This window comes from Ruegeria sp. YTSA064 (assembly GCF_059610325.1).
Genome location: NZ_JBXWNK010000008.1, coordinates 43,216 through 67,365 on the forward strand (window position 1 = coordinate 43,216; position 24,150 = coordinate 67,365).

Genomic DNA, 24,150 nt, shown 5'->3' on the forward strand with positions numbered 1-24,150 from the left:
CTGTCTCTTTTCAGTCATTGTCAGAAAGCCCAGCCCCTGCGCCGAGCAAACGGGATTCTTCAGTCGCAGGAGCATAGGTAAGATGGGCAAAACGGTTCAGTATTGTCCATGCCGCCGGATCAGGCGTTGCACGCGTCTGTCGTGAACACGGCTCGATCAGTAGGTCGCTAAATGCAACCTCGACATGATCCGCGCGAACCGGGCAGTCGTTTCTCGGCATCAATCTCGCACCATCCGTCAAAGCCTTGAAATCGCCCGCCGTGACTGAAACCACCGTGTTGTGCATGCGCGCAGCATAGGCCGCAAATGGCAGTATCATCATTGGCGAAGAAACCTGTCTGATCCGGATCGGGCCTGCCAACAGCATGTGCGCACAGTCGGAAAGCAGAGCACCGACCATCAGTGGGCATAGGTCTTTACGACCAACCCAGTCTCCGTCCAGCCCTGCGGGAACATGATCTTCCAGTGACCCGGCAAACTCGCCTTCCAGCACGCGCGACAATTCGACCGTTCCATCCAGCCCCTGCGCACAGAGCCATCGCGTCGCTTTTGCGGCCTCTTCAGAGATGCCCCAGGCATAGCCCGCACCCCGCGTTGCACGCTTGGCCGTGGCTTCGATTTCATTAAGGGAAAAACTCATTGGGCGCGCTCCGGATACACCCACAAATCCGCGTTCTCCGGACTCAGTTCCTCGGGGTAAGGTGCCCCCGAATACATGCAAATACGCACCCAACGATCCGAGCGCGGGTCGAAATGCGTGGCACCAAAAAACGACAATTTGGCGCGCAACATGTCAATCGGCAGGACCTCCGCACTGATCGTATTGTCGCTGATTTCGCCATATGGTGCCAGTCGGCTCATCTGCGCACGACGTACGGTGTGGCGGTGTTCAGGGTGGCGCAGCAGGAATTCGGCGATCGGACTTTCGCCCAACCAGTCCGCCAAAGCCTTATCGGCAAGCGCAGAATCACGTGCCGGAGCAAGCGGTTGCTCATACTCCTCTATCGGTTCTTCAAACCGTTCCCCCAAACGAGGCTCAAGCTTTTCTTCCGACACATACCAGGCACGCGCGCAGTGTTCAGGCGCCGACCAGTCAAGATCGAGCGCCCAGCCAAAACTGGAGCGGATCAGGTCGCGCACCTGTGCGACTGGCATCGCGCCGTCAATTGTAAAGGCCGCGCTATTGCCATCCGCCATGCAGCTGGCCAGCCCGTCCACCAACTCGCCATATGGTTCAAGGATCAAAGAAGCCAGCAACTCTTGCCCTTCTTCGCTAAGCGCGGTCCGGGACCACAGGATCAGGCGATCCCAGGGCTGATTTTCCGTCAGATCGGTCTGATCGAGATGCGCGGCTATCGCGCCCAGATCGGCATTCAGTGCGGCGAGTTTTTCAATCTGGATCGGGTGCTCGGACCGCCACCACGAGATCGACAATTTACTGCGCTCGAAAATCTCGCGGAACATGGCAACTTGGGCGTCTGTGGCGGCATCAAGGGACCGAACGCGTGCGATGGCCTCTTCACGGACCATGATCCAGTTGTTGAACAGGATCGGGTGATTGACGATGAAAGGCGCCATGCCCAATCCGGTCGAGTTGCCGATCCCCAGCCAACGAGCGATATCGGGATCAAGCTGCGCGGTCTGCGTACCACCCTTTGCATTTGCCATATGCTGCACCAGATCACGGACGAATATTCGCGTCAGATATACTGACAGCATCTCGGCCTGAAACGGGCCGCTGACCTCGGGGCGGTCTGCGATCTTTTCCCGATCCGCCGCGCCGAACTTGCCCGATCCGTAAACCGCAGTTGTGCGCATCAGATAGCCAACCTTGTAGATCTGCGCGAGATCTGGTTGCTGGCCCGCAGCCAACTGGTCGACCACATGAGCCCACAACCGAACAGAACGGTTGGCACGCGACAGCGACAATTCATTTTCACTGACACGCCCGGCCTCTTGCAGTGGTACGTTCCGAGACAAACGTTGGATATCGTCCTTGGTGGGAACACCATCAAACAAGGTGAAGGTGGCATCCCAGGCCTCGGCGATCACACGGTCCGAGCGTTGCTCGGGCGGCAGGTCATGGGCGAATGCGACCAGTGAATAGGTGCGATCGGGTCCTTGTGCGGAATAGACCGCGTGGCCGACCCCGTTGTCATCGATATCGAATACGGGGCGGCTAAAAACCCACTGCTCGGCCGCCATGCGACGGGTGAGCTGGCGCATAAAACTGAGCCGACATTGATGAAGCGAGCCCAGACGCGAAAGGCGCATCACCGTGGCGGTATCGCGGCGTTCGATTGTTGGGTTCACGGTATTCATGGTTCATAAGGTCCAAAGTTTTCTGCAAAGAACCGATACCAGTTGCCGCCCATGATTCCGGCGACTTCCTCGGCATTCATGCCAACGGCACGCAATCCAGATTCGATATTGCCAAAATCCCGATTGTCGCGGAACCAGTTTGGCATCGGCGGGAACCCGGCGTTAGAAGCCGAGCCTTCGCCATAGTCGATCTCTTTTGTCCAGCGCCCAACCCGCATCCATTCGACCACGCTATCGGGTTGGTCCTGACACAGGTCCGTACCAACCCCCAGATGCTGCGCCCCGTACTTGTCAGCCGCGCGGGCGATCATTTCGCAAAAGCTTTCCAACGTGCAGTCGGACTTGTCTTTCAGATGATGAGGATAGACCGAAAAGCCTAGCATCCCACCTTTTTCCGTCACCGCCCGGATCACGTCATCCCGCTTGTTGCGAAGCGCTGGAGACCATTCATGGGGGTTTGCGTGGGTGATCGCGATGGGGCGCTCGGAAAGTTCGGCGGCCTCGATAGTCGACCGATCCGCCGAATGGCTCATATCAACCACCAACCCCACGCGGTTCATCTCTTTGATGACCTGCTTGCCCATGCGGGTGATACCGGTGTCTTCGGCCTCATAACAACCGGTCGCCAGCAGCGACTGGTTGTTATAGGTCAGCTGCATGAAGCGCGCGCCCAGATCGTGCAGGATTTCAACCAGACCGATATCATCTTCGATCGGAGATGGGTTCTGAAATCCGAAGAACACAGCCGACCGCCCGGTTTCGCGCGCAGTGTCGATGTCGCTGGCCCAGCGGCCTTTCATGATCAGGTCTGGGTATTGTTCGAACCAACGGTTCCACTTTTCAAAGTTCAGAACGGTTTCGCGGAAATTCTCATGGTAGGCGATGGTGACGTGGATCGCGTCCACGCCTCCTTCACGCAGTTGCCGGAAGATCTTCTCCGACCAGTTTGCATATTGCAGGCCATCGATCAGCATCAGACAGGGCCTGCGCTGATATAGGCGGTTTTGACGGTGGTGTAGAACTCCGCCGCTGCCTTGCCCTGTTCACGCGGACCGTAAGAACTATCACCCCGCCCGCCGAAGGGAACATGGTAGTCAGTACCTGCGGTGGGCAGGTTGACAGTAACAACACCCGTGCGGGCATTGCGGCGGAAGTGAGTGGCACGTGCCAGAGATTTAGTAACGATGCCCGAAGTCAGACCGAAATTGGTGTCATTGACCACGCTCAGCGCCTCGTCATAGCTGCCTACCTTGATGACGCTGGTCAAAGGGGCGAACATTTCCTCGCGGTTGATACGCATGTCATTATTGGTGTTCAGGAACACGCCCGGCGACATGTAGAAGCCATCGTGCGGCATCTCAAGACGCTGACCACCGCAGGCCAGTTCCGCGCCTTCGGATTTGCCCAGATCAACATAGGCGAGGTTCTCGCCCAGTTGTTGTTGGCTGACGACGGGGCCCATCTGAACGCCCTCTTCTAGTGCATGGCCGACCTTCATCGCCTGCGCGCCTGCAACCAGTTTCTCGACAAATGCATCGTGAATGCCCGCGTGAACCACCAGCCGCGACGAGGCTGTGCATTTCTGACCGGTGCCACCAAACGCGCCGCCCAATGCCAGCGAAACCGCCAGATCCAGATCGGCATCATCCATGACCGCCAGTGCGTTCTTGGACCCCATTTCCATCTGAACCTTCGTCAGATTCTGTATGGCCGCTGCGGCGATGCCCTTGCCCACCGGGACCGATCCGGTGAACGAGATTGCATTGACCTTGGGGCTTTCAACAAGACGCTGCCCAATTGAGCGCCCTGACCCCATAACGAGGCTGAACAATCCTTTGGGAATATCCTGACGCTCGATGATCTCGGTCAAGGCCACTGCCGAGGCCGGGGTGATGTTGGCAGGCTTCCAGACGACAGCGTTGCCATAGCACAGCGCCGGTGCGATCTTCCACGAGGCCGTCGCAGTTGGGAAGTTCCACGGGCTGATGATCGCAACAACGCCAACGGCTTCGCGACGCACATCCACCTCGATATCAGGGCGCACAGAATCTGCGTTCTCACCGATCTGACGCAGACATTCTGCAGCGTAGTAGGTGAAGAACTGACCGGCGCGATAAACTTCGCCCTTGCCTTCGGCCAGTGGCTTTCCCTCTTCCCGGCTGAGCAGCGTGCCCAGTTCCTCAGCGCGCGCCATCAATTCATTGCCGATTGCGTTAAGAACTGCTTGCTTGCGCTCCAGCCCGTAGGCGGCCCATTCCGCCTGCGCCACGCGTGCCTGATCCAGTGTCGCCTCGAGCTGGTCGCCGCTGGCCTGCGCGAACATGCCGACCAGATCGGTCAGATCAGAAGGGTTCCGGTTTTCAATTTCGCTTTCGCCTGCCAGCCATTCGCCAGCGATTAGGTTCAGTTTGGTCACAATGCGCCCCAGAGTCAGAATTCGTTTGTCACAGGATGGATTTTCGGGGGCGCATCAGTCAAACTCAAATAACTTAAACAAACTTCAAGGAAGCTGAAGGTTGGCCATCAAAATCGAAATGTTGCGATGCTTTTGCACCGTCGCGCAGACCGGCAATCTGGTCGAGGCAGCCGATCGCCTTGGCCGAACGCAATCAGCCATCTCAATGACGCTAAAACAGCTCGAGGACCATCTGGGTAAGAAACTGTTTGAAGGCGAGCGAAAAAACCAGCTATCGGCGCTGGGTGAGCAGGTGTTCGAACTTGCCCTGAAGCAGATTCGCCAATTTGACCAGGCAGTCCAGAACATCGATGCGGCGGCACAGGCTCAACAGGGTCTGATCCGGATCGTATCCGTCCCTTCGGTCGGGGCGTTGATATTTCCACCTCTGCTGGAATACATGACCAGCCAGTTCCCAGGTGTTAAGATCGAACTGCGTGACTCGGATACGCAACAGGTGCTCGACGCGATTGCGCAAGATCAGGCCGATATCGGCATTGCATCGGGATATCATCCATTGAATGGTGTTCGCGCTCTTCCACTATTTCAGGATCCATTTGGACTTGTCGCCGCCTCAGATCATGACCTGATCACAAGTGCAAAACCGCTGAGCATCGCTGATATCCCAACCGCGCCATTTGTGCGAAATAGGCTTTGCGATCTCATTCAATCGCCAGCGTTCCTGTCAGCCACCGAAAATGCCGCGATCACAATCCACAATACACATTCACTGATCACTCTGGTTCGATCCGGTAATTGGATCACTGTTTTGCCCCAAACCGTGGCGGAATTCCTGCCAGAGGCGGTCGCTTTCCGCCCTATCGTGGATCTTGACGACAAGAGGCAGGTTTATCTGTATGTCCGCGAACGGTCGCGGTTTCAGAACCTGACCGAACAGTGCAGCACTTTCATATTGTCATGCGATTTCGCCAAGAAATAGGATTCCCAAATTCAGCCTCCGCGCAGGCGCTGCATCAGATAAACTTCGGCACCTTCCGGGATCGGCTCGGACAGACCCGTCGCGATGATGCGACCGTCAACCGCAACCGATACGCCCGCGTCAATTGGGGCCTGTAATCGGGGATGATGGCGCACCAGTTCTTTCAACAACTCCCCCGTGGTAGCCGCCTCAACTTCGACCACCTGCTGGCCTCCGGTCAGAGACCGGAGGCTGGACCAGAGGTGAACCTGGATCATTTTTCCTTAAGCGCCGCCAGAATGCGCGGCGGTGACATCGGCAGTTGCTTCATCCGCACACCAGCTGCGTTGGATACCGCGTTGGCGATGGCGGCCAGAGGCGGCACGATCCCGGTTTCACCCACGCCGCGCACGCCAAAGGGATGGCCGGGGTTGGGCACTTCGACAATCACCGTATCAATCATCGGCAAATCGCTTGCGACCGGGATGCGGTAGTCAAGGAAGATCGAGTTCTGCAATCGACCATCCTCGCCATAGATATATTCCTCGTTCAGCGCCCAGCCGATGCCCTGCGCGGCGCCGCCTTGATATTGGCCTTCCACATAGGTCGGGTGGATCGCCTTGCCGGCATCCTGAATGACCGTGTAGCGGACGATGCTTGTTTTGCCGGTTTCCGAATCCACCTCGGCATCCACAATATGAGTGCCAAAGGACACACCCGCGCCTTCCGGGGTGGCTTCGAAATGACCTGAGATCGGACCTCCGGTCGCGCCCATATCTGCGGTGATGTCAGCCAACGGCAGCGGGTCGAAATCGCCCGCATTCGGGCCCGACGGTACTGCGCAACCATCCTCCCATTTCACCGCATCAACCGGAATGCCCCATTTGGCTGCTGCGCGTTCGCACAGTTTCTCAACCGCGTGGTTTGCGGCTTTGATCGTCGCCAGACCACTGGCATAGGTTACGCGGCTGCCGTGAGAGACATCATTGTAACCAAGCGAAGCAGTGTCCGCGACGGTCACCCGAATGTTTTCATAGGGAATACCCAGAACCTCGGCCGCCATCAGGGCCATTGATGCACGCGAACCGCCAATGTCAGGCGTTCCAACCATAACTTGCGCCGAGCCATCCTCGGACAAGGCCAACGAAACAGAGGTCTCGCCACCGTGGTTGAACCAGAAGCCACAGGAAATTCCGCGCCCCTGCCCTGGTTTCAGCGGTGCCGAATAATGCGGATGCGCCTTGGCTGCTTCAAGTGTTTCGACAAGGCCGATGCGCTCATATGTGGGTCCATAGCTGGCTTTTGAACCTTCAGCCGCCGCGTTCTTTAGGCGCACATCCACAGGGTCGAGACCCAGCTGATTGCACAGCTCATCCAGCACAGATTCAACCGCAAACGCGCCCATAGGTGCGCCCGGCGCGCGATAGGCGGCCTGTTTGGGGCGATTAGCTATTACGTCATACCCCACCTGCCGCACGTTGGTCAGGTCATAGGGCGCAAAAGCACACATCGCAGTCAAATCGCCGGGTGCACCGGGAAACGCGCCGCCCTGCAGACGAAAAATACCTTGGGCCGCTGTGATCGTGCCGTCTTTCTTCATCCCTATCTTAATATCCATCGACGCGGATGAAGTGGGGCCGGTGGACCGGAATACCTCGGATCGGTTCATCACCAGCTTGACCGGGCGGTTGGCTTTGCGGCTTAACGCCAAGGCCACCGGTTCGATGAACACAGTGGTCTTGCCGCCGAAACCTCCTCCGATTTCGGAAGCTGTCACGCGCAACTGCGCGGTTTCGATGCCCAGCAATGTGGCACAGTATTTCTGGGCGTACCAATGACCCTGAGTGGTGCACCAAAGTTCTCCCTTACCATCCATGCCCAACGACGCAAGACAGGCATGAGGCTCGATATAGCCCTGATGAGTCGCCTCGGTCACAAAGCTGTCTTCGATGACCAGATCAGCCTCGGCGAACCCGGCCTCTACATCTCCGTGACCGCTTTCATGATAGCGTACGACATTTGGATGCATGCCTTCAGGCACCGAATAGTCGGCCGCGCCTTCGCGGATCACCGGTGCATCCGCAGCCATCGCGTTGTCTACATCGGTGACATGAGGCAACACTTCATATTCCACCTCGATCAGTTTCAGCGCATCACGTGCAGCCAACGCTGAAGTCGCGGCAACCGCAGCAATCGCATGGCCGTCATACAGCGCCTTCTCGCCCGCCATGACGTTTTCCAGGACATTCCAGAACTCGCCTTCCAGACCCGGCTTGAACGGGAGTACGGCAAAATCTGCACGAGTGACGATAGCCTTGACATCCTTGAGCGCCTCGGCCTTTGAGGTGTCGATCCTGACGATCCGCGCATGGGCGTGGGGTGAGCGCAGGATTGCACCATGCAACATACCCGGCGCGTAGGCATCAGCCCCGAACCTGGCACGACCTGTCACTTTGTCGAGCCCATCAGGGCGGTCGGGGCGCGTGCCCACAAAGTTGAAGATGGACTTACGATGGTCGAGTGCCATTACGATGCCTCCCGCAACTCAGCGGCCGTATCCATCACGGCGCGGATGATCTTGTCATAACCGGTACAGCGGCACAGATTGCCGGCCAGCCAATAGCGCGCCTCTTCCTCGGTTGGATCCGGGTTCTTTTCCAACAGGGATTTGGCCGCAACCAATATGCCCGGCGTGCAAACACCGCACTGCAGGGCGGCATATTCAATGAACTTCTTCTGCAACGGATGAAGGACATAGCCATCTGCGATCCCTTCAACGGTTTCGATCTGCTTGCCCTCAGCCTCGACGCCCAGCATCAGGCACGAACACACCAGACGACCATCGACGGTCACAGAGCAAGCGCCGCAATCACCGGTGCCGCAGCCTTCTTTCGCGCCGGTCAAGTTCAGCTTGTCGCGCAAACAATCCAGCAGCGTTTCACGCGGATCGCAAAGATATTCAACTTCATCACCATTTACGGTGGTCGTTACGTGCAGCTTACTCATGCTTGCTCTCCCTTGGCGCGGGCATAGGCGATCTTGGCGGTACGCTTGGCAAGAACTCCGGCAACTTCGGTCCGAAACGCGATGGTGCCACGTTTGTCATCAATTGGGTTGCACGCGGCCGATGCGGCAGCGGTGAGGGCATCGAGCGCGGCGTCATCCAAAGTGGTGCCAATGATCGCGCGGGCTGCTTCTTCGACCAGAAGAACGGTCGGCGCGACAGCCCCAAGTGATACGCGCGCCTCGGTGATGATGTCGCCGTCCAGTCGCAGGTTTACACCCACTCCGACCACGGCGATATCCATTTCGGTACGCGGGATGAACCGCAGATAGGCATCCCCACCGTTTTCGCCACGCGCCGGAATGTTGACAGACGAGATTACCTCACCCTTAGCCAGTGAAGTTTTACCGGGACCGGTCGGGATGTTTTCAACCGCCACGTCCCGTGCACCCTCTGGGCCAGTGACTGTGACCGTTACACCTGCCGCGACCATGGCGGGAACGGAATCAGCCGCCGGAGAGCCATTGCAAAGGTTACCGGTCAACGTTGCGCGCCCCTGTACCTGAGTCGATCCGATCAGGTCCATTGCCTCGACCACACCGGGCCAGTCATGGCCAAGCTCAGGGTGCTCGCTCATCTCTGCGCCGGTTGCGGCTACACCCAATGTCCAACTGCCATCGGAATTACGGGTGATGTCATGTACGCCGTTGATTTTCTTGATATCGATCAGCGTATCCGGTGTCACCAGTTCCGAGCGCAGTTGCACCAGAACGTCGGTGCCCCCCGCCAGAAACCGCGTGATGCCCGTTGCATTTTGTGCCAGCGCCGACGCTTCGGCAAAACTGGCAGGGCTGTGATAGTCCATGAAAGTACCTCGCACCTGTTGATCAGGGTTCACTGGGTTTTGCGGGGACGTTAGTGCAGCGACCCCAGTTCGTCCATGGCCTGTACGACCTATTTTTTGATCTAAATATGTCGCATTCAGACTGCGCTCAGAGATCGATTTCGATCACACCGTCTTTTTCCGCTGCGCGGCTTTGGCAAAGAATGATCGCCCCTTCTCGTTGTTTGTTCGACAACACAAAATCACGATGTTCGATTTCGCCCGAAATCACTCCGCATTTGCAGACACCACAGATGCCATCAGAGCATTTCACATCAACGTGTATTCCCGATTCATTCAGGACCTGAGCAGCATCTTTGTCTGCAGGTACACTCAGTTCCCGACCCGATTTGGCCAACCTAAGGGTGAATTCGTAGTTCTCATACTCCGGCTGTTCGGGGACCGAAAAATACTCCAGATGCCGTGCTTCTTCTGGGAAACCCTGCGCTTCGGCGGCTTGCATGACGCCATCCATGAAACGATCCGGACCGCAGGTATAGACATGCCAACCCTCCTGATAACCGCCAAGGATCGCATCTAGGTCGGCACGCGTGCCCTCATCTGAGAAATGATAGTGGACGTGATCCGCCCAGGGCATCGTGGCCAAGTCGTCCAGATATCCCGCCCCGGCGCGCGTGCTGGCGGAGTAGTGCAGTTCAAATGGCCTGCCTAACGCATGCAATCGATGCGCGAAGGCAATCATCGGAGTAATCCCGATGCCGCCCCCCATCAGGAAGGTTTTTGATGCATCTTCTTTCAGCTCAAAGTGGTTGATCGGTTTGGAAATGAAAACCTTACGACCTTCATTGAAAATCCGATGCAATAGGGCTGATCCACCCCGCCCCTCGTCTTCACGCAGAACGCCGATCTGATAGATCGAGCAATCTGACGGGTCACCGGACATAGAGTATTGCCGCAAAAATTCAGGTGCGACCAGCACGTCCAGATGCGCACCAGCGGTCCATTCGGGCAGTGGGGCACCATTGAGCGTCGAGAATTCATACTTCGTGACATCCGCGGTCATCTTGTCGACCTTAGTCAGCTCCACCCTCATGACCGGAGCATCGCCTGCGATCTGATAACGATGAATGACCGACATATCGCCCGCAGCCTTGCGGGCTTTGTATTCATCGGCAGTCAGCATCGCTTCATACGCTGCGATCCCGGCCTCGCGGTCCATCGCAAACGGATAGGGCCACGGATGCGGCGCAAGGTAGGCCGGATACACCGCAAGCGTCTGATCCTCGTACTTCAGGTCGAGGTCCTTTTGCAGATCGCGCCGGTTCAGGGGATGTTGCGTTGGGCGATAGGCACCGTCAGCTTCCAGCTCGATATCCCACCACCATTTCTTGGTGTCATTCAGACCACCATTGCCGACGGCGTCATCCAGTTTTGCCAAGGCAGTCGCGGCCTGAGGGATATTCATCGCGGCCCATCGGAAAGGGCGTTCCTTGAATATGCCTTCCAGGTTCCAGGGGCAGGTTTTCATGCAACGCCCACACATGGCGCCGCCCGGAGTGGTGACCCGGTAGGTCGCGCATTTCTGGCTATCGGACTTCCAGATTTCGTAGCCATTGAACATCAGCTTCGGCCCGGCGGTGATCGCACCCGATGGGCACTCACGCGCGCATTTGTTGCAGTTCTCACAAAAAGTCTGCAGGCCAAAATCGATCGGCTTGTCATGCGTCATCGGCATGTCGGTTGTCACGACACCCGATTTCAATCGGGGGCCGAGATATGGGTTCAGAATAACTTCTCCGATCCGACTGACCTCGCCCATTCCCGACAGTAGCAACAGAGGGGGCTGCAGCACCTCTCCATCCATCACCGTATGGGCCTTGGCTTTGTAGCCGAGGTTGCGGATTTGCTGCGCAATTACGCCGCCCAAAAGCGAAAACCGCAGATATGCGCGCATCGACTGGGCCACGCTGATCCAGTCATCACCGCTGGCACCTTCCATCGTCTCGTAACCCTGGTCAATGATCATGCTGATCGCCTGATCATGTGGCGGGTTTATCTCTTCGCCAGTGGCGTCGTGGGAATACCAGCTCCATTCGGGACACCGGCTGAGACCGACCGCGTCGACCCCAAGGAAGTAAGTCGCAGCCTTGATATTCGCGGCATTTCGGTCGGCATCTGTAGGTCCTTCGACCTTGGCGCTGTCGCCATCCTGCAGCAGAACAAACGCGCCCAGCGCACGGCGTTGGGCAAAGCTTGGGGCCGCTTTGCGGACATAATAGCCGCCCTTGGCTGCGTCCTGCAGGTTTTTGCCCATGTCGCCGAACTGTGCTCGTGCGAACATATCCGCCCGTTTGGGCACGCGGGCAACATTCTCTTCGTCGATATATGTGGTGGGGTTATCCACGCGTTTGAGGTTTTCGAACGGATGGGCACCATCGACATATCGACGCTTAGCATACGGATCACGGTTCATGGCATTCTTCGCAAAGCCGGTACCCAACCACCACGCTGGACCCTGGGTTCGGAACCAGGGTTGTTCCGCCATGGGGCAAAGCGGGAGGTCATGAGCAAATTCCATTTCGGTGGTTACCGCTGTCAGACCAAAGCGTTTGCCAAGCCACGGCACTACGACTTCACCGTCCTCCAGTGAAGCCAGGCCTGCGGCCACGGCGAGTTTGCCCAGATCAACCTCGGATGACATTGCCGAGTGTGCCCGCGCATCAAAACCCAACAAACGAATGTAGTTGGCTATCACAACGGCATTTTCGGTAGCCAAGAGGCAGGCGCGATGATCCTGCGCCTCCGCGATCCATTCGGCCCCCGGCTCAGCAGGGTCAGGATCACGGTTGAATTCGTAAAGAAACACAAGTGCATGGCGATGGCTGTCGATGGGCTTGGGTTCGGCCTCCATACTTTCTTTCAGATCAGCCATGATCACATCGATACCCGAGGCCAGCGTTTTGGTCTGGCGGGTTCGAAGGGCATGGGCCAAGCGATCGATATCCGGGTTGCGCCGGGGTTCGGCCAACATTGCATCCGGCAGTAGAGGTCCGCAGCCCATCATCGACGCGTCGTTAAAATAACCGAACGCTTTCAGGTGGTTGGCGCGATCAACGGGATCGGCTGGAATTTCAGACGCGACTGGATTCACGAAACCGTCCCGGATCGCATCCAGCATTGCCTGGAATTCTCCCATTGCATTGACGATGCTTTCGGGCCGATCAGAACGGTGATAGCTGAGCGCGCGCATTGGTGAGACTTGTGACAGGTCAGGCATCCGGTTTTGCCGTGCCAGCCGTTCCAATGGGTACGAGCCCATATGAACGGGTCGGTTCTTGTCCGAGAAAAAGCGGATCCCCATCGCGTGCCTCCTGCTTGCTGCCTTTCCCCCTATCCGGGCATGGACACCAAATCCATTCATGAATAGTCATATATGGTATGAACAAAATTGATTTCACCGATCTTGATGGCAAAGTCTTGCGGGTATTTTTGACGATACTCGAAGAAAGTTCAGTCTCGAAGGCGGCCGACCGGTTGGGGGTGACGCAATCGGCCATCAGCCATACGTTGGGAAAGTTGCGGCAGGTGCTTGGTGATCCGCTGTTCGTTCGATCCGGGCAAGGACTAACCCCGACCGAGCGCGCGCTTGCCCTTAAAGAGCCGGTGCAACAGGTGCTCGACAAAATGCGCGCCCTGACCGTCGGCCGTCCATTTGATCCTGTGTCTGAACAGATGGACATCCAGATCGCCACCAATGATATGCCGCGCGAGCTGATCTTTCCCGAACTGCTGCGGGAAACACGCGACGAAGGCGTCCGGCTGCGGCTGGAATTCATCCCTTCGGGGGTTCCGGACCCGGACCTACTACGCAGTGACCGGTGCCAGTTGATGCTGACCCCATTGCCGCCAGATGGGCCGGATATCTTTCAGAAACGGCTGATCACCAGCCCGCTAATGATTTTCTACGATGCCGCCCACCACGACCCGCCCAAGGACTGGCAGGCATATTGCGATAGCGATCATGTCGAGGTGCGTTTCGCCGACGGACGAAATGCCCGTGCCGTAATGCGTGGCGTGGACCAAAGCCAGATCAGACCACCCGTTGTTACCTTGCCGCATTTCAACGCAATCCCGCCCTTCGTGAAAGGCAGCGACCTGATCTCGACCGATACAGCTTTGATACAACGCGGCCCGCTGGCGACACTGGACTGTGCGCCCTTACCATTTGAGTGTGACCCAGTGTCGATCTACATGGTCTGGCACCAGCGCTCGACCAACGATCCCGCGCATCGCTGGTTACGCACACGGATCGAGAGCATTGCCGCCAATCTTCAGACCTGAGATAGAAGCCAGTCGCGCATGTGTCCTACTAATTCTGGTTGACGTGGCTTCTTAGGGGTGACGATAAAAAAGCTCAGATCATCAACCAGCACCTCGGATAATGGTTGCGATAGGCGCCCCGAGGCCAGTTCATCCGACACAAGCGGGGCATTGGCCAGCGCAAACCCCTGACCTGAGATTGCGGCGTCAATCGCCAGGCTTGTCTGACTGAAGCTTATCGTCCGGGGTTTCCCTTCTACCCCTGCACGTTCCAGATACAGAGGCCAAAGTCCGTGGGAATCGCTGAGTAGAACGTACTCCATCAGATCATCTGGGCTGGAGATTTGTGATGCCAATTCTGGAGAGCTGACAACAACGAACTCGGTCGAGAATAGCGGTATGGCATTCAGGTCCTGCGCAATCGGCGAACGGCTTTGACGTACTGCGATGTCGATCCCATCCGATCTGAAATCCGCCAACCGCTCGCGTGCATCAACCTGAACTGAAATATCGGGATAGCTGGTCAGAAAATCATTCAAACGCGGCACCAGCCATTTAGATGCAAAACTGGGCGTGACCGATATTGCGATCTGCCTATTATTGGATAGGTCATCGAAGGCATCTTCGATCAGACGAAACGCCCGACGTAGTGGCGCTTGGAACCTGCGTCCCGCTTCGGTTAGCCGCAACCCGCGCGGAAGGCGTTCAAACAGAGCAGTCCCCAATCGCGCCTCAAGTCCACGCACTTGCTGAGCAACGGCCCCTTGAGTGACCCCAATTTCTTCCGCTGCAAGGCGAAAGTTCAAGTGACGCGCCGAGGCCTCGAAGGCGCGCATCGCGTTGAGAGGTGGAAGAGCAGGCATTCTTAGACTGTAGATTTTCTACTGCTATCGCGCAATAGAACTGATTGGTCAAATTCATGCAGGTCAGTCATCTTCACATCAGTTATCGCAGAGGGGCGCGAAGATGGAAAAAGTTGCATTGATCACTGCAGGCGGCAGCGGTATGGGCGCGGATAGCGCGCGCCGGTTGGCGGCGGACGGGTTCAAGGTTGGCATCCTATCCTCTTCGGGTAAGGGTGAGACGCTGGCGCATGAATTGGGCGGCGTCGGTATTACGGGTTCGAACCAGTCAAATGATGACCTGCAAAAACTTGTGGATGCGGCGATGACCAATTGGGGGCGCATCGATGTACTGGTCAACTCGGCTGGTCATGGCCCACGCGCACCGGTGCTCGAGCTTACGGATGAGGACTGGCACACTGGTATGGATGTCTATTTCATGAACGTGGTGCGGCCCACACGTCTGGTTACCCCTATCATGCAGGCGCAGGGTGGTGGATCGATCATCAACATCTCGACCTTTGCCGCCTTCGAACCTGACCCGGTGTTTCCGACTTCGGGCGTATTCCGCGCGGGGCTGGCAGCCTTTGCAAAACTGTTCTCGGACAAATATGCCACCGACAATATCCGCATGAACAACGTCTTGCCGGGGTTCATCGACAGCCTTCCCGAGAAGGAAGAATTCCGCGCACGCATTCCGATGGGCCGATATGGGCGCAGCTATGATGAGATCGCCTCGGTCGTCTCGCTGCTGGCCTCCGAGGGTGGCGGATATATCACCGGCCAGAATATCCGTGTGGACGGCGGCATTACCCGGTCTGTCTAAACTTCAAAATCGGGTTTTGACGAGGTGCGTCAGGGCAGCTCCGGTTTCGAAAAAAGCACGGCGTAGACCCGTCCAGCTCTCACAGTACTCCGTTATCGGCGGCACAGGCAGCAGCGACGGATCATCGTTAAGCAGGCTTTCGGCCATCAAGCGACCGAACACCGTGCCCGGTCCGATCCCACGCCCCGAGAACCCATGCGCGGCAAGCGCATTCGGACCAATCTGAATGATCTTGGGAATGTGGTCTGAAGTCATCGCAATGCGTCCGTGCCAACCTTCGACCAGCGGTTGATCCGCCAGTTGCGGATAGAGCACCACCAACTTGCGACTGACCCAAGCTTTGTGCGCAAAGCCTCCGACGCTGTTCAGATCACCCATTCCGCCAATGATAAATCGTCCCTCCTGATCCAGCCGGAACGATGCCATGATCAGCCCTGTATCCCAACACCCTTCACCCTCGGGCAGTATGCTGGCTCGTAGGTTATGTGACAGCGGAGCAGTGGCGTATTGGAAATAGTACACAGGTACGTAGGCGGGCGCGGTATCGGCGATGCCTTGATGATAGGCGTTGGTCGCCTGAATGATCGATTTGGCACGCACGGTGCCGTTTTCTCCGTGCAAAACCCACATCCCCGCCTCCTGTCGCAGGGATTGGATTGGGCTATCGGTATAGATCAGCGCCCCCGCATCCTGCGCAGCGCGTGCCAGGCCGACTACAAAGGCCAGCGGTTGAATTGTGCCAGCACGGGGGTCGAACAATGCGCCATGGACAGCGGGGCTACCTGTGCGCTTGCGTGAGGTGTTTGCATCAAGTAGCTCGACCGGCGCCCCAGAAACGCTCAACTGGCTATGGCGTGTATGCAAATCCTCAAAGCCCTTGGCCGAATGGGCACAATGTAACGTGCCATGCCTCACCGGCTCGCAGGCGATCTCATGCGCATCAATCAACCCAAAGACTTCAGATGGTGCATTCGCCAGCAGATCGATCAGACGATTACCTGGCACCTGCCCCAAGTGCGATCGAATTTGATCAGGCGGCAGCCAGAGCCCTGCATTGACCAACCCGACATTTCGACCCGAGCCGCCATGCCCAATCTCATGTGCTTCGAGTAGGCAAACCGAAGCCCCAGCCTTTGCTGCGGTCAAGGCGGCAGAGCACCCCGTGTACCCGCCTCCTATAACTGCAATGTCTACGGTTACGTCACCGGAGAGTTTTTGCGTTTTGATACTCTCGCCGCAGGTCTGCCGCCATAACGATTGATCATAGTCAGGCATTCCCAAGCCTCGCCAAATTTTCGTCGATCATCAGGCCGGATCTAGCCAGTTGCAAGGGCGCGTTGATCGGCCCGCCCCATGGCAATCAGAAACGGGTCAGCTTCCTGCAGCGACTGGAACGACATCTTGTCCGTCATACCGCGCCAATTCCCCAAAGTCAGAGATTGCGCGACGGCACCGCCTAGCGTTGCACCGGGGCCTGTCACAATAAAGAGGTCCGGAGCGAACTCGCGCGCCGCCGTCTGGATGGCATGGGTGAAATCATAGGTCTCGGTCACCTGATGGCCAAGTGTATACTCCCACAGTGCCCCGGTATCTGTCGCTCCTGGCCACCAGATTTTGCCGCGGCCGTCAATCATCGGGCGCTCGGGTTGGCCAAACAGATCAGCGCCCAGTAGCGCCCGACCTTCCGCCGCGACTGGTGCCTGTAGCGCGGTGTGGAAGGCAGCGTGGTTCGCCAGTCGCAAAGGAAACCTATCCTGCACAACGGGATTGGCGGTTTCAAACGCATTTAGTCCTGCCTCATTCCCTGCAAGTACCAGCATCCCGCCCAGATCAATCGAAAGCGCCAGAGTATGGTCTTTCAATGTGTTGATCCGTGCAACCGCGTCTAACAACGCTGATTTGCGTGCAACATCATTCGACCACTCTTCGTCGACGAACGGGTACACCAATTGGCCACCGATCAGTTGCTTTTGCATTAGCGTACCCATCGCATTGACCACACGAAAGCCGTTCTCTGGGGTCAATGCACCAGCGACGGCCAGCGCGATGTACCATCCCATCGAATTGCCGGTGACGGCGACTACCTCAATATCCTTGGCAAGTGCCTGCGCATCCGCCAATGACGCCGCATAGATCAAGGGTGAGGCCACATCGCCACGCGAATATTTTCCAACGCTGAAACGGCCAGCACCATCCAGCGCCGTAACCGTCTCCTGCCCCGCTTCAGCACGGATCTCATCGAAACTGTGAAATTGGCTCATCCGATCCGCATGATATTGATGCAGGTAGCCCAATTCAGGCTTGTTATAAGTACCCCGACCAGGACAGATCACAACAGCAGTGCGGGTCATGATTTTCCTCCGGTCAGCGCCAAAGCAGCGTCAACAATTCCGTCTTTCGAGGGGAGTGGAGCAGCATAGGCCGGTCCGGTCGCTATAAAGCAATCCTCGGCCACAACACGAGCAGTTGGTATTGCGGGGCTGTCTTCCGCGAAGAAAGTCATCAACGCCTCAGACTGGCTGCCGGTGCGGCGGCATTCGTCAACGATCAACACATGCGCGCATGTGTTGGTGGTCTCGCGCAAGGCGTCAGTCGGTAGCGGAGCCAGCCAGCGCATATCAATGATCCGGGTTTTCAGCCCTGCCGCTTCAAGCTCGGGCAAAGCCTGTCTCGAAAGATAGTGCCCATTGCCGTAGGTCACGATCGCCAAATCTGTGCCGTCACCATGTATGCCAACCTCGCCCAGCGCGATCTTTTGATCCGGTGACGGATATGTGGTCATCCACCCTCCATCCTGCGCCCCGTGCAGATCGCGCATGGGATAGAGCGCGATCGGTTCAAGAAACACCACAACCCGTTGCTCCTCTCGCGCCAACCGCACGCACTCGCGCAGCATTTTTGCCGCATCCGTACCAGTAGAGGGGCAGGCGATGATCACCCCCGGTATGTCGCGCAAAACGGCCAGAGAATTGTCGTTGTGAAAATGCCCGCCGAATCCCTTCTGATACCCCAGACCAGCGATCCGCAGGACCATCGGATTAGTGAATTGTCCATTCGAGAAGAACGGCAAAGTTGCCGCCTCACCCCTGATCTGATCCTCGGCATTGTGCAGATAGGCCAGAAACTGGACTTCGGGGATCGGCACGAAGCCGTTATGACCCATGCCGATAGCGAGCCCCAAAATAGATTGCTCGTCCAGAAGTGTATCAATCACTCGATCCGGGCCAAAACGCTGCTGCAGCTTTTGCGTTACGCCATAAACGCCACCTTTGCGTCCTACATCTTCACCCATACACACGATCTCACCATGTGTCAGCATCAGATCAGTCAGCGCCCAGTTGATCAGCCGACTCATTGGCTGGGGCTCATCCATCGCACGCATGTCGCCACCAAAAGTATCAGTCCGCGCTTTGGCACTCGGGCCATTTGTCGGCTTGCAGGGACGCTTGGGCGGGATCAGGCTTGCCATAACCTCGGCCGCATTCGCCAGATGCGGACGTCTGGCGACCTCGGTCGCCACGCGATCGGTTCTTGCGCAAGTGTCGCGGTAGATGCTCAGCGCTTGGTCAGGCGACAACGCACCTGCCTGATCCAGCAGCCGTACGGTGTGCAATAGCGGGTCGTTTGCCTCATCTGCTTCAACTTCAGACTTTGGCAGATAAGTTGTCGGCACATCCGCACCTGCGTGGCCATACAGGCGAACTGTTTTCAAATGCAGGAAAGCTGGTTTTCGACGCCTGCGGACATAGTCGGCAGCCTTTTTTGCGACGGCTTGAGTTTCATAGATATCCAACCCGTTTGCCTGAAAATACCTGATCCCCGGACGGTGCTCCATCGACGCCTGAATCCAGCCTTTGGGCGTTTTGACGGAAATCCCGATTCCATTGTCTTCGCACACGAACAGCAAGGGCAGCGGCGTCGACTGCACGCTTGTCCACCCTGCAGTGTTGATCGCCCCCTGAGCCGTCGAGTGATTGGCCGAAGCATCCCCGAAAGAACACATTGCAATTCCGTCTTCCGGCAACACGCGATGTTCAGGCGTGTTTCGGCGCGCAGCCCCCAGCGCATAAGCCGCACCGACAGCTTTGGGTAAATGGCTGGCGATGGTCGAGGTTTGTGGCGGGATCATCAGTGCTTTTGACCCCAGAACTTTATGCCGTCCGCCCGAGATCGGGTCATCACTTGAGCACGCAAAGCTGAGCAGCATGTCCCATGTGATCTGTTGACCCGGTACCTGTTCCGCCCGCGCGATCTGGAAGGCCGCGTCCCGATAATGGAGGAACGCAATATCGGTCGGGCGCAGGGCATGCGCAACGGCTGCCATCCCCTCATGCCCGGACGAGCCAATCGTATAGAACCCCTGCCCAGCCTTTTGCATCGCTCGGCTGGTCCTGTCCAATGCACGGCTCAGAACCTGTGACCGGAACAGCGAAACCGCATCTGCATCGCTCAACCCGGAGCGCGGCGGCACGCCGTCGGGAAAATCGCGATCTGCAACGCGGGTCAGAAAATTCTCATGTACGATCTGGGCGCGGTCCATGGTTCTCGCTTTTGTTTGGTCTGTATCATCGGCGTTGACCGATCTCGGCGCGGGTTCGCCCAGCCTCTCGATTTTCCCGCGCCCGGGCGCTCGTTTCAAGATCACAATTGGCGATGCGTTCCAGCTTTCATCGCTCTGGTGGCTGGAAAAAACCAGTGCTATTGCATTCAGAAGGTATGAGGATAAGTCATATGATTACGCCCAGGCGGTTTCTTCCCTCCATCTCATCTCTGCTCGCGCTCGAGGCTGTTGACAGGTTGGGCAGCGCTTCGGCTGCGGCTGCTGAACTGTCCCTGACCCAAAGCGCAATCAGTCGCCAACTGAAGACAATGGAAGACCAGTTGGGCGTACAACTGATCGAGCGCAGCCAAATGCGTCTGCACCTCACGCCCGCCGCCAAAGTTTATGTCCAAACCGCAAGGTCTGCAGTGCAGGAACTGGCGCGTGCGGCATTGAAGCTCAAAGCCAACCCGGCTGGCGGGTCGCTTGACCTGTCGATCCTTCCCGCGTTCGGGATGCACTGGCTTGCACCGCGCCTGCAGGATTTTGCCCGCCGCCATCCTGAGGTCACAGTCAATCTGGGTACCCGCCTCAGGCCATTTGATTTTGCCTCTGAACCGTTTGATGCAGCGATCCATTTTGGTCAGCAGGATTGGACGGGTGTTCAGTATCTGCCGATCATGAGGGAAGAGGTCCTGCCCGTTTGTGCCCCTGCACTTACCAACGTCAATTTCGACACCTTGGATACCCTCTGCGCCGCGCCGCTGTTGCACCTGGATTCCCGACCAGACGCCTGGGAGCGCTGGTTCGAGATGCAGGGCCAATCAGTCACCGGTCTGCGAGGTATGATGTTCGATCAGTTCTCGACCATGATCCAAGCCACGATCCACGGATTAGGCGTAGCTTTGGTGCCTTCATATCTGGTTCAGGATGATCTGCGCTCAGGGAGACTTGTTAAGGCGTGGGACGGTCCGTATGTGAGTCTTGGCAGCTATTATCTCGTATGGCCGAATGACCGGTCTACCCCCGAGCCGCTGCGATCTTTCCAAGGCTGGATCAGTGAACAATTGGAGCCTGATACCAGCCTTTAGAACTCCCTTAGAATTTGCCGTTGTCATTCTTCCATTCGCTGCGCGGTGCAATCGTCTCAACCGTATCCCAATGTTCAGTGATCTTGCCAACAGATACGCGGAACAGATCATAGAAAGAGCTATGCTTGCCTGCTCGCTCGCCCTCACAAACGGTCAAAACAAAATCGCCTTCCGCCAGAACCCGGTGAAGATGCTGATAGTTTATGGCCTCTATGTCGGACAATGCGGCGCGCAACGCTGTTAACTCGTCTGAGAAACCCGGGCTGTGTTCCACAAAGGCAGTTGTGTTAACAAAAGCTCCTATCTGATCTGGGTCTCCTGCGATCAGGGCATTTTCGACGAAAGAACGGACAAGCGTCCGGTTCTTTTCTGTATTCTCGATGTCCCGGCTTTCTGTGGGGCCATCCACCATACTTCGCCCCGAGTCATTTGGACCCAGTCGTTTCTGAATATTATCCCAATGCTCGACCGCTTGCCCGTCTTCAAAGCGGAATACTTCAAATCCAATGTTTCGGCGCGAGAAATCATATTCGGTATGCGCAAAGACAAAGTCTCCATCTTCAAACGCGCGCACAATGTTCACGCATGGAGAGGTATCAGACAGCCGCTTGAACAACGCCGCCAGGCCCTCACTGCCTTCATGAGTTTGTGGATTGTGCTGGATATACCGCGCTTCGTTCACCACTGAAATCGGGCCCGGATCGCCCGTCTCAATACTCTTGAGCAGGGCGCATATGCGATCTTTGTTAGACGCAACCATATCGAGGTTCCTCTCGGACAGAATATCCCTCAATCACAATGGCAGGCAGAATTCAGTGCTTCAATGGCAATCAGTGCCGCAAACCTACGCGGCCTCCGGCCTTGCGTCCTGCGGACGGCAGGGGCCAGGCAGGCGCGGGCTGCGCCCGCGCCTGCCTGGCCCAACGGGAGGAGACGTTCTGCAAGGAATGTCGACGACGGGCGGGAGTGTCTCGCCTTAGGTGTCCAGCGAACGGGCGATAAGCTCTTTCATCACCTCATTGGTGCCACCGTAGATCATTTGCACCCGCGCATCCGCGTAGAGCCGCGCAATCGGGTACTCCATCATGAAGCCATAGCCGCCGAACAGTTGCAGGCATTCATGCATGATTTCGTTCTGCACCTCTGAACCCCAGTATTTCACCATCGATGCTGTCGCTGCGTCCAGCTCACCGGCCTCTAGTTTGCCGATGCAGTCATTGACAAAACTGCGCAGGACTTCGGCCTTGGTCTTACACTCGGCCAGCTTGAAACGGGTATTCTGGAAATCCATCACCCGCTGGCCAAAGGCTTTGCGTTCCTGCACATATTTCACTGTCTCAGATATTGCGAAGTCGATCGCGCCCAGCGCCATGATCCCGATGGTCAGCCTTTCCCACGGCAGCTGTTTCATCAGCTGATAGAACCCTTGCCCCTCCTCTGGGCCCAGCAGGTTAGTCATTGGAACTTTGACATCCTCAAAGAACAATTCTGCCGTGTCGTTGCCCTTCATCCCAAGCTTTTCGAGGTTCCGTCCCCGGCGGAATCCCTCGGTTCCTTCGGTTTCGACGGCAATCAGCGAGACACCCTTTGCCCCAAGGGATTTGTCGGTCTTCGCCGCCACGATGACCAGATCAGCCGATTGCCCGTTGGTGATAAATATCTTGGAGCCTTTAAGCCGATACGAATTGCCATCCTTCTCAGCCGTAGTCTTCACTGCCTGCACATCCGATCCGGTACCCGGCTCGGTCATGGCAAGCGCTCCGATCATCTCGCCCGAGGCAAGCTTTGGCAGCCATTTGTGTTTCTGATCCTCACTGCCATAGGTCGTGATGTAATGAGTCACGATGGACTGAATGCCATATCCCCATCCAGCATCACCGCGTGCGGTCTGTTCGTACAGGGTGACAGAATCGAAGCCCATTCCACCACCAACACCGCCATATTCCTCGGCAATCGAACCGGCCATCAGACCCGTCTGACCCGCCTGCAGCCAAAAGTCCCGATCGACCACGCCGTCTTCGGCCCATTTCTCTGTGTTGGGAACCAAAGCATCGTCCATGAAACGGCCGGCCATCTCGGCAAACATCCGGTGTTCGTCAGTAACCCAGGCTGCGGTGCTGGTAAAAAGCGACATCAATAAGCTCTCCAGATCAGGTGTTTGACCTAAGGCTATCTGCGTGTGCGATTCCTTCCAATCCATGTGACGTGGCGTCGAAAAGCGTTGCTACGCAACGTCTTTGGTCCAGTTTCCGGCCCTGTTCACTTCTGCGTTCCCACATCTGACAGCCCACGCAATTGTCATCCATATTGAAGACAATCCGCGAAAGTCTCAGGAGACCGCAAAAATGCCCCGCGCCTTTTCTGAACTGACCTTCACGCCCGCAGTGCGCACCCATCAAGAGCGGATGGGATCAACCAAAACCTACTCAAAATTCCTCGAATCCGGGCCACGGCAAGGCCATCAAATCGGACCGGTAGAAGAGGCGTTCATTCACGCACGCGACGGATTTTATCAAGCCACCGTATCAGAAACAGGGTGGCCGTATGTTCAGTTTCGCGGTGGACCGGTCGGGTTCCCGAAAGTGCTGGACCCGCAAACTATCGGTTACGCTGACCTGTCGGGAAACAAGCAGTACATCTCGCGCGGAAATCTTGATGGAAATGACCGCGTAGCGTTGATTCTGATGGATTACGCGAACCAGCGTCGCCTCAAGATCCTAGGGCGGATGACATTTTCCGAGGGTGTTGAGGCCGCAACCAATCTCTATGTCGACGGCTCGGAGACCGAGGCAGAGCGTGCTGCCATCATCAAAGTTGAGGCGCTCGATTGGAACTGCCCGCGCCATATCACGCCCCGCTTCACCGAGGCCGAGCTACGGCCCCACCTAAACACTCTGGGCAAGCAACTGGCTGATTTACAGACAGAAAATCAGCGGCTGCAACGCGAGTTGGCCGAGCTCAAGGCTTCCGGCGCGTAGATCAACTTC

The 24,150-nt window shown here is 57.0% G+C and carries 20 protein-coding genes; 5 read left to right on the forward strand and 15 right to left on the reverse strand.

From position 1 onward, the window contains the following. Nucleotides 1-10: 10 nt before the first annotated feature. The 4 genes from AC2FI7_RS13255 to AC2FI7_RS13270 are packed head-to-tail and all read right to left on the reverse strand — an operon-like array spanning nucleotide 11 to nucleotide 4,738. On the reverse strand, nucleotides 11-640 hold the full coding sequence (locus AC2FI7_RS13255; protein ID WP_010441060.1) for a DUF3726 domain-containing protein: 630 nt from the start codon (nucleotides 638-640) through the stop codon (nucleotides 11-13). Further along, nucleotides 637-2,322 (reverse strand): hypothetical protein, encoded by a 1,686-nt coding sequence (locus AC2FI7_RS13260; protein WP_496816176.1) that lies wholly within the window; start codon nucleotides 2,320-2,322, stop codon nucleotides 637-639. The genes AC2FI7_RS13255 and AC2FI7_RS13260 overlap by 4 nt, the downstream gene beginning before the upstream one ends. Beyond that, complete coding sequence (locus tag AC2FI7_RS13265; RefSeq protein WP_010441056.1) at nucleotides 2,319-3,296, reverse strand: membrane dipeptidase; 978 nt, start codon at nucleotides 3,294-3,296, stop codon at nucleotides 2,319-2,321. Before AC2FI7_RS13265 ends, AC2FI7_RS13260 begins: the two co-directional genes overlap by 4 nt. Further along, a complete protein-coding gene (locus AC2FI7_RS13270; RefSeq protein ID WP_010441054.1) occupies nucleotides 3,296-4,738 on the reverse strand; it encodes an aldehyde dehydrogenase family protein in 1,443 nt (480 codons plus the stop codon). The genes AC2FI7_RS13265 and AC2FI7_RS13270 overlap by 1 nt, the downstream gene beginning before the upstream one ends. A 100-nt stretch (nucleotides 4,739-4,838) precedes the next feature. Here AC2FI7_RS13270 and AC2FI7_RS13275 point away from each other — a divergent pair, with 100 nt between their 5' ends. Then, nucleotides 4,839-5,717 (forward strand): LysR family transcriptional regulator, encoded by an 879-nt coding sequence (locus AC2FI7_RS13275; protein ID WP_010441053.1) that lies wholly within the window; start codon nucleotides 4,839-4,841, stop codon nucleotides 5,715-5,717. An 11-nt stretch (nucleotides 5,718-5,728) separates the two neighbouring features. Here the strand turns inward: AC2FI7_RS13275 and AC2FI7_RS13280 are convergent, their stop codons facing one another. From AC2FI7_RS13280 to AC2FI7_RS13300, 5 genes are all read right to left on the reverse strand, one after another. Continuing rightward, entirely contained in the window at nucleotides 5,729-5,974 is a 246-nt protein-coding gene (locus AC2FI7_RS13280) for a MoaD/ThiS family protein (RefSeq protein WP_010441051.1), read from the reverse strand. Then, nucleotides 5,971-8,223 (reverse strand): xanthine dehydrogenase family protein molybdopterin-binding subunit, encoded by a 2,253-nt coding sequence (locus AC2FI7_RS13285; protein WP_010441049.1) that lies wholly within the window; start codon nucleotides 8,221-8,223, stop codon nucleotides 5,971-5,973. The genes AC2FI7_RS13280 and AC2FI7_RS13285 overlap by 4 nt, the downstream gene beginning before the upstream one ends. Then, complete coding sequence (locus AC2FI7_RS13290; RefSeq protein WP_010441047.1) at nucleotides 8,223-8,702, reverse strand: (2Fe-2S)-binding protein; 480 nt, start codon at nucleotides 8,700-8,702, stop codon at nucleotides 8,223-8,225. Before AC2FI7_RS13290 ends, AC2FI7_RS13285 begins: the two co-directional genes overlap by 1 nt. Beyond that, the gene (locus tag AC2FI7_RS13295; protein WP_010441045.1) at nucleotides 8,699-9,565 is read right to left on the reverse strand and encodes an FAD binding domain-containing protein; all 867 of its coding nucleotides are present in this window, start codon (nucleotides 9,563-9,565) and stop codon (nucleotides 8,699-8,701) included. The genes AC2FI7_RS13290 and AC2FI7_RS13295 overlap by 4 nt, the downstream gene beginning before the upstream one ends. Before the next feature lie 127 nt (nucleotides 9,566-9,692). Further along, complete coding sequence (locus AC2FI7_RS13300; RefSeq protein ID WP_496816177.1) at nucleotides 9,693-12,905, reverse strand: reductive dehalogenase; 3,213 nt, start codon at nucleotides 12,903-12,905, stop codon at nucleotides 9,693-9,695. Between the two features lie 77 nt (nucleotides 12,906-12,982). Between AC2FI7_RS13300 and AC2FI7_RS13305 the strand changes: the two genes are divergently transcribed. Further along, nucleotides 12,983-13,885: a LysR family transcriptional regulator gene (locus tag AC2FI7_RS13305; RefSeq protein WP_010441041.1), complete on the forward strand. Its 903-nt coding sequence runs from the start codon at nucleotides 12,983-12,985 to the stop codon at nucleotides 13,883-13,885. Here the strand turns inward: AC2FI7_RS13305 and AC2FI7_RS13310 are convergent. After that, nucleotides 13,876-14,727 (reverse strand): LysR substrate-binding domain-containing protein, encoded by an 852-nt coding sequence (locus tag AC2FI7_RS13310; RefSeq protein WP_010441039.1) that lies wholly within the window; start codon nucleotides 14,725-14,727, stop codon nucleotides 13,876-13,878. The two genes, AC2FI7_RS13305 and AC2FI7_RS13310, sit on opposite strands and share 10 nt — an antisense overlap. Nucleotides 14,728-14,830: 103 nt before the next feature. Here AC2FI7_RS13310 and AC2FI7_RS13315 point away from each other — a divergent pair, with 103 nt between their 5' ends. After that, entirely contained in the window at nucleotides 14,831-15,532 is a 702-nt protein-coding gene (locus tag AC2FI7_RS13315) for an SDR family oxidoreductase (RefSeq protein ID WP_010441038.1), read from the forward strand. Nucleotides 15,533-15,535: 3 nt separating this feature from the next. Here AC2FI7_RS13315 and AC2FI7_RS13320 read toward each other — a convergent pair whose 3' ends face one another. The 3 genes from AC2FI7_RS13320 to AC2FI7_RS13330 are packed head-to-tail and all read right to left on the reverse strand — an operon-like array spanning nucleotide 15,536 to nucleotide 20,072. Next, on the reverse strand, nucleotides 15,536-16,807 hold the full coding sequence (locus AC2FI7_RS13320; RefSeq protein ID WP_496816178.1) for an NAD(P)/FAD-dependent oxidoreductase: 1,272 nt from the start codon (nucleotides 16,805-16,807) through the stop codon (nucleotides 15,536-15,538). A 41-nt stretch (nucleotides 16,808-16,848) separates the two neighbouring features. Beyond that, nucleotides 16,849-17,883, reverse strand: a complete 1,035-nt coding sequence (locus AC2FI7_RS13325; RefSeq protein ID WP_010441033.1) for an acyl carrier protein — start codon at nucleotides 17,881-17,883, stop codon at nucleotides 16,849-16,851. Further along, nucleotides 17,880-20,072 (reverse strand): dehydrogenase E1 component subunit alpha/beta, encoded by a 2,193-nt coding sequence (locus tag AC2FI7_RS13330; RefSeq protein WP_029621896.1) that lies wholly within the window; start codon nucleotides 20,070-20,072, stop codon nucleotides 17,880-17,882. The genes AC2FI7_RS13325 and AC2FI7_RS13330 overlap by 4 nt, the downstream gene beginning before the upstream one ends. Before the next feature lie 191 nt (nucleotides 20,073-20,263). Between AC2FI7_RS13330 and AC2FI7_RS13335 the strand changes: the two genes are divergently transcribed. Beyond that, the gene (locus tag AC2FI7_RS13335) at nucleotides 20,264-21,163 is read left to right on the forward strand and encodes a LysR substrate-binding domain-containing protein (RefSeq protein WP_010441030.1); all 900 of its coding nucleotides are present in this window, start codon (nucleotides 20,264-20,266) and stop codon (nucleotides 21,161-21,163) included. Nucleotides 21,164-21,170: 7 nt separating this feature from the next. Here the strand turns inward: AC2FI7_RS13335 and AC2FI7_RS13340 are convergent, their stop codons facing one another. After that, a complete protein-coding gene (locus AC2FI7_RS13340) occupies nucleotides 21,171-21,923 on the reverse strand; it encodes a nuclear transport factor 2 family protein (RefSeq protein WP_010441028.1) in 753 nt (250 codons plus the stop codon). Between the two features lie 216 nt (nucleotides 21,924-22,139). Beyond that, entirely contained in the window at nucleotides 22,140-23,297 is a 1,158-nt protein-coding gene (locus tag AC2FI7_RS13345) for an acyl-CoA dehydrogenase family protein (RefSeq protein ID WP_010441027.1), read from the reverse strand. Between the two features lie 211 nt (nucleotides 23,298-23,508). Here AC2FI7_RS13345 and AC2FI7_RS13350 point away from each other — a divergent pair, with 211 nt between their 5' ends. Next, on the forward strand, nucleotides 23,509-24,141 hold the full coding sequence (locus tag AC2FI7_RS13350; protein WP_010441026.1) for a pyridoxamine 5'-phosphate oxidase family protein: 633 nt from the start codon (nucleotides 23,509-23,511) through the stop codon (nucleotides 24,139-24,141). Nucleotides 24,142-24,150 lie beyond the last annotated feature (9 nt).

What these genes read in the sequence shown, in the direction of transcription:
- AC2FI7_RS13345 (WP_010441027.1), bottom strand. Translation starts at nt 23,297, where the DNA reads ATGTCGCTTTTTACCAGCACCGCAGCCTGGGTTACTGACGAACACCGG.
- AC2FI7_RS13300 (WP_496816177.1), bottom strand. Translation starts at nt 12,905, where the DNA reads ATGGGGATCCGCTTTTTCTCGGACAAGAACCGACCCGTTCATATGGGC.
- AC2FI7_RS13290 (WP_010441047.1), bottom strand. Translation starts at nt 8,702, where the DNA reads ATGAGTAAGCTGCACGTAACGACCACCGTAAATGGTGATGAAGTTGAA.
- AC2FI7_RS13265 (WP_010441056.1), bottom strand. Translation starts at nt 3,296, where the DNA reads ATGCTGATCGATGGCCTGCAATATGCAAACTGGTCGGAGAAGATCTTC.
- AC2FI7_RS13335 (WP_010441030.1), top strand. Translation starts at nt 20,264, where the DNA reads ATGATTACGCCCAGGCGGTTTCTTCCCTCCATCTCATCTCTGCTCGCG.
- AC2FI7_RS13295 (WP_010441045.1), bottom strand. Translation starts at nt 9,565, where the DNA reads ATGGACTATCACAGCCCTGCCAGTTTTGCCGAAGCGTCGGCGCTGGCA.
- AC2FI7_RS13305 (WP_010441041.1), top strand. Translation starts at nt 12,983, where the DNA reads ATGAACAAAATTGATTTCACCGATCTTGATGGCAAAGTCTTGCGGGTA.
- AC2FI7_RS13340 (WP_010441028.1), bottom strand. Translation starts at nt 21,923, where the DNA reads ATGGTTGCGTCTAACAAAGATCGCATATGCGCCCTGCTCAAGAGTATT.
- AC2FI7_RS13260 (WP_496816176.1), bottom strand. Translation starts at nt 2,322, where the DNA reads ATGAATACCGTGAACCCAACAATCGAACGCCGCGATACCGCCACGGTG.
- AC2FI7_RS13320 (WP_496816178.1), bottom strand. Translation starts at nt 16,807, where the DNA reads ATGCCTGACTATGATCAATCGTTATGGCGGCAGACCTGCGGCGAGAGT.
- AC2FI7_RS13330 (WP_029621896.1), bottom strand. Translation starts at nt 20,072, where the DNA reads ATGGACCGCGCCCAGATCGTACATGAGAATTTTCTGACCCGCGTTGCA.
- AC2FI7_RS13285 (WP_010441049.1), bottom strand. Translation starts at nt 8,223, where the DNA reads ATGGCACTCGACCATCGTAAGTCCATCTTCAACTTTGTGGGCACGCGC.
- AC2FI7_RS13325 (WP_010441033.1), bottom strand. Translation starts at nt 17,883, where the DNA reads ATGACCCGCACTGCTGTTGTGATCTGTCCTGGTCGGGGTACTTATAAC.
- AC2FI7_RS13350 (WP_010441026.1), top strand. Translation starts at nt 23,509, where the DNA reads ATGCCCCGCGCCTTTTCTGAACTGACCTTCACGCCCGCAGTGCGCACC.
- AC2FI7_RS13315 (WP_010441038.1), top strand. Translation starts at nt 14,831, where the DNA reads ATGGAAAAAGTTGCATTGATCACTGCAGGCGGCAGCGGTATGGGCGCG.
- AC2FI7_RS13310 (WP_010441039.1), bottom strand. Translation starts at nt 14,727, where the DNA reads ATGCCTGCTCTTCCACCTCTCAACGCGATGCGCGCCTTCGAGGCCTCG.
- AC2FI7_RS13280 (WP_010441051.1), bottom strand. Translation starts at nt 5,974, where the DNA reads ATGATCCAGGTTCACCTCTGGTCCAGCCTCCGGTCTCTGACCGGAGGC.
- AC2FI7_RS13255 (WP_010441060.1), bottom strand. Translation starts at nt 640, where the DNA reads ATGAGTTTTTCCCTTAATGAAATCGAAGCCACGGCCAAGCGTGCAACG.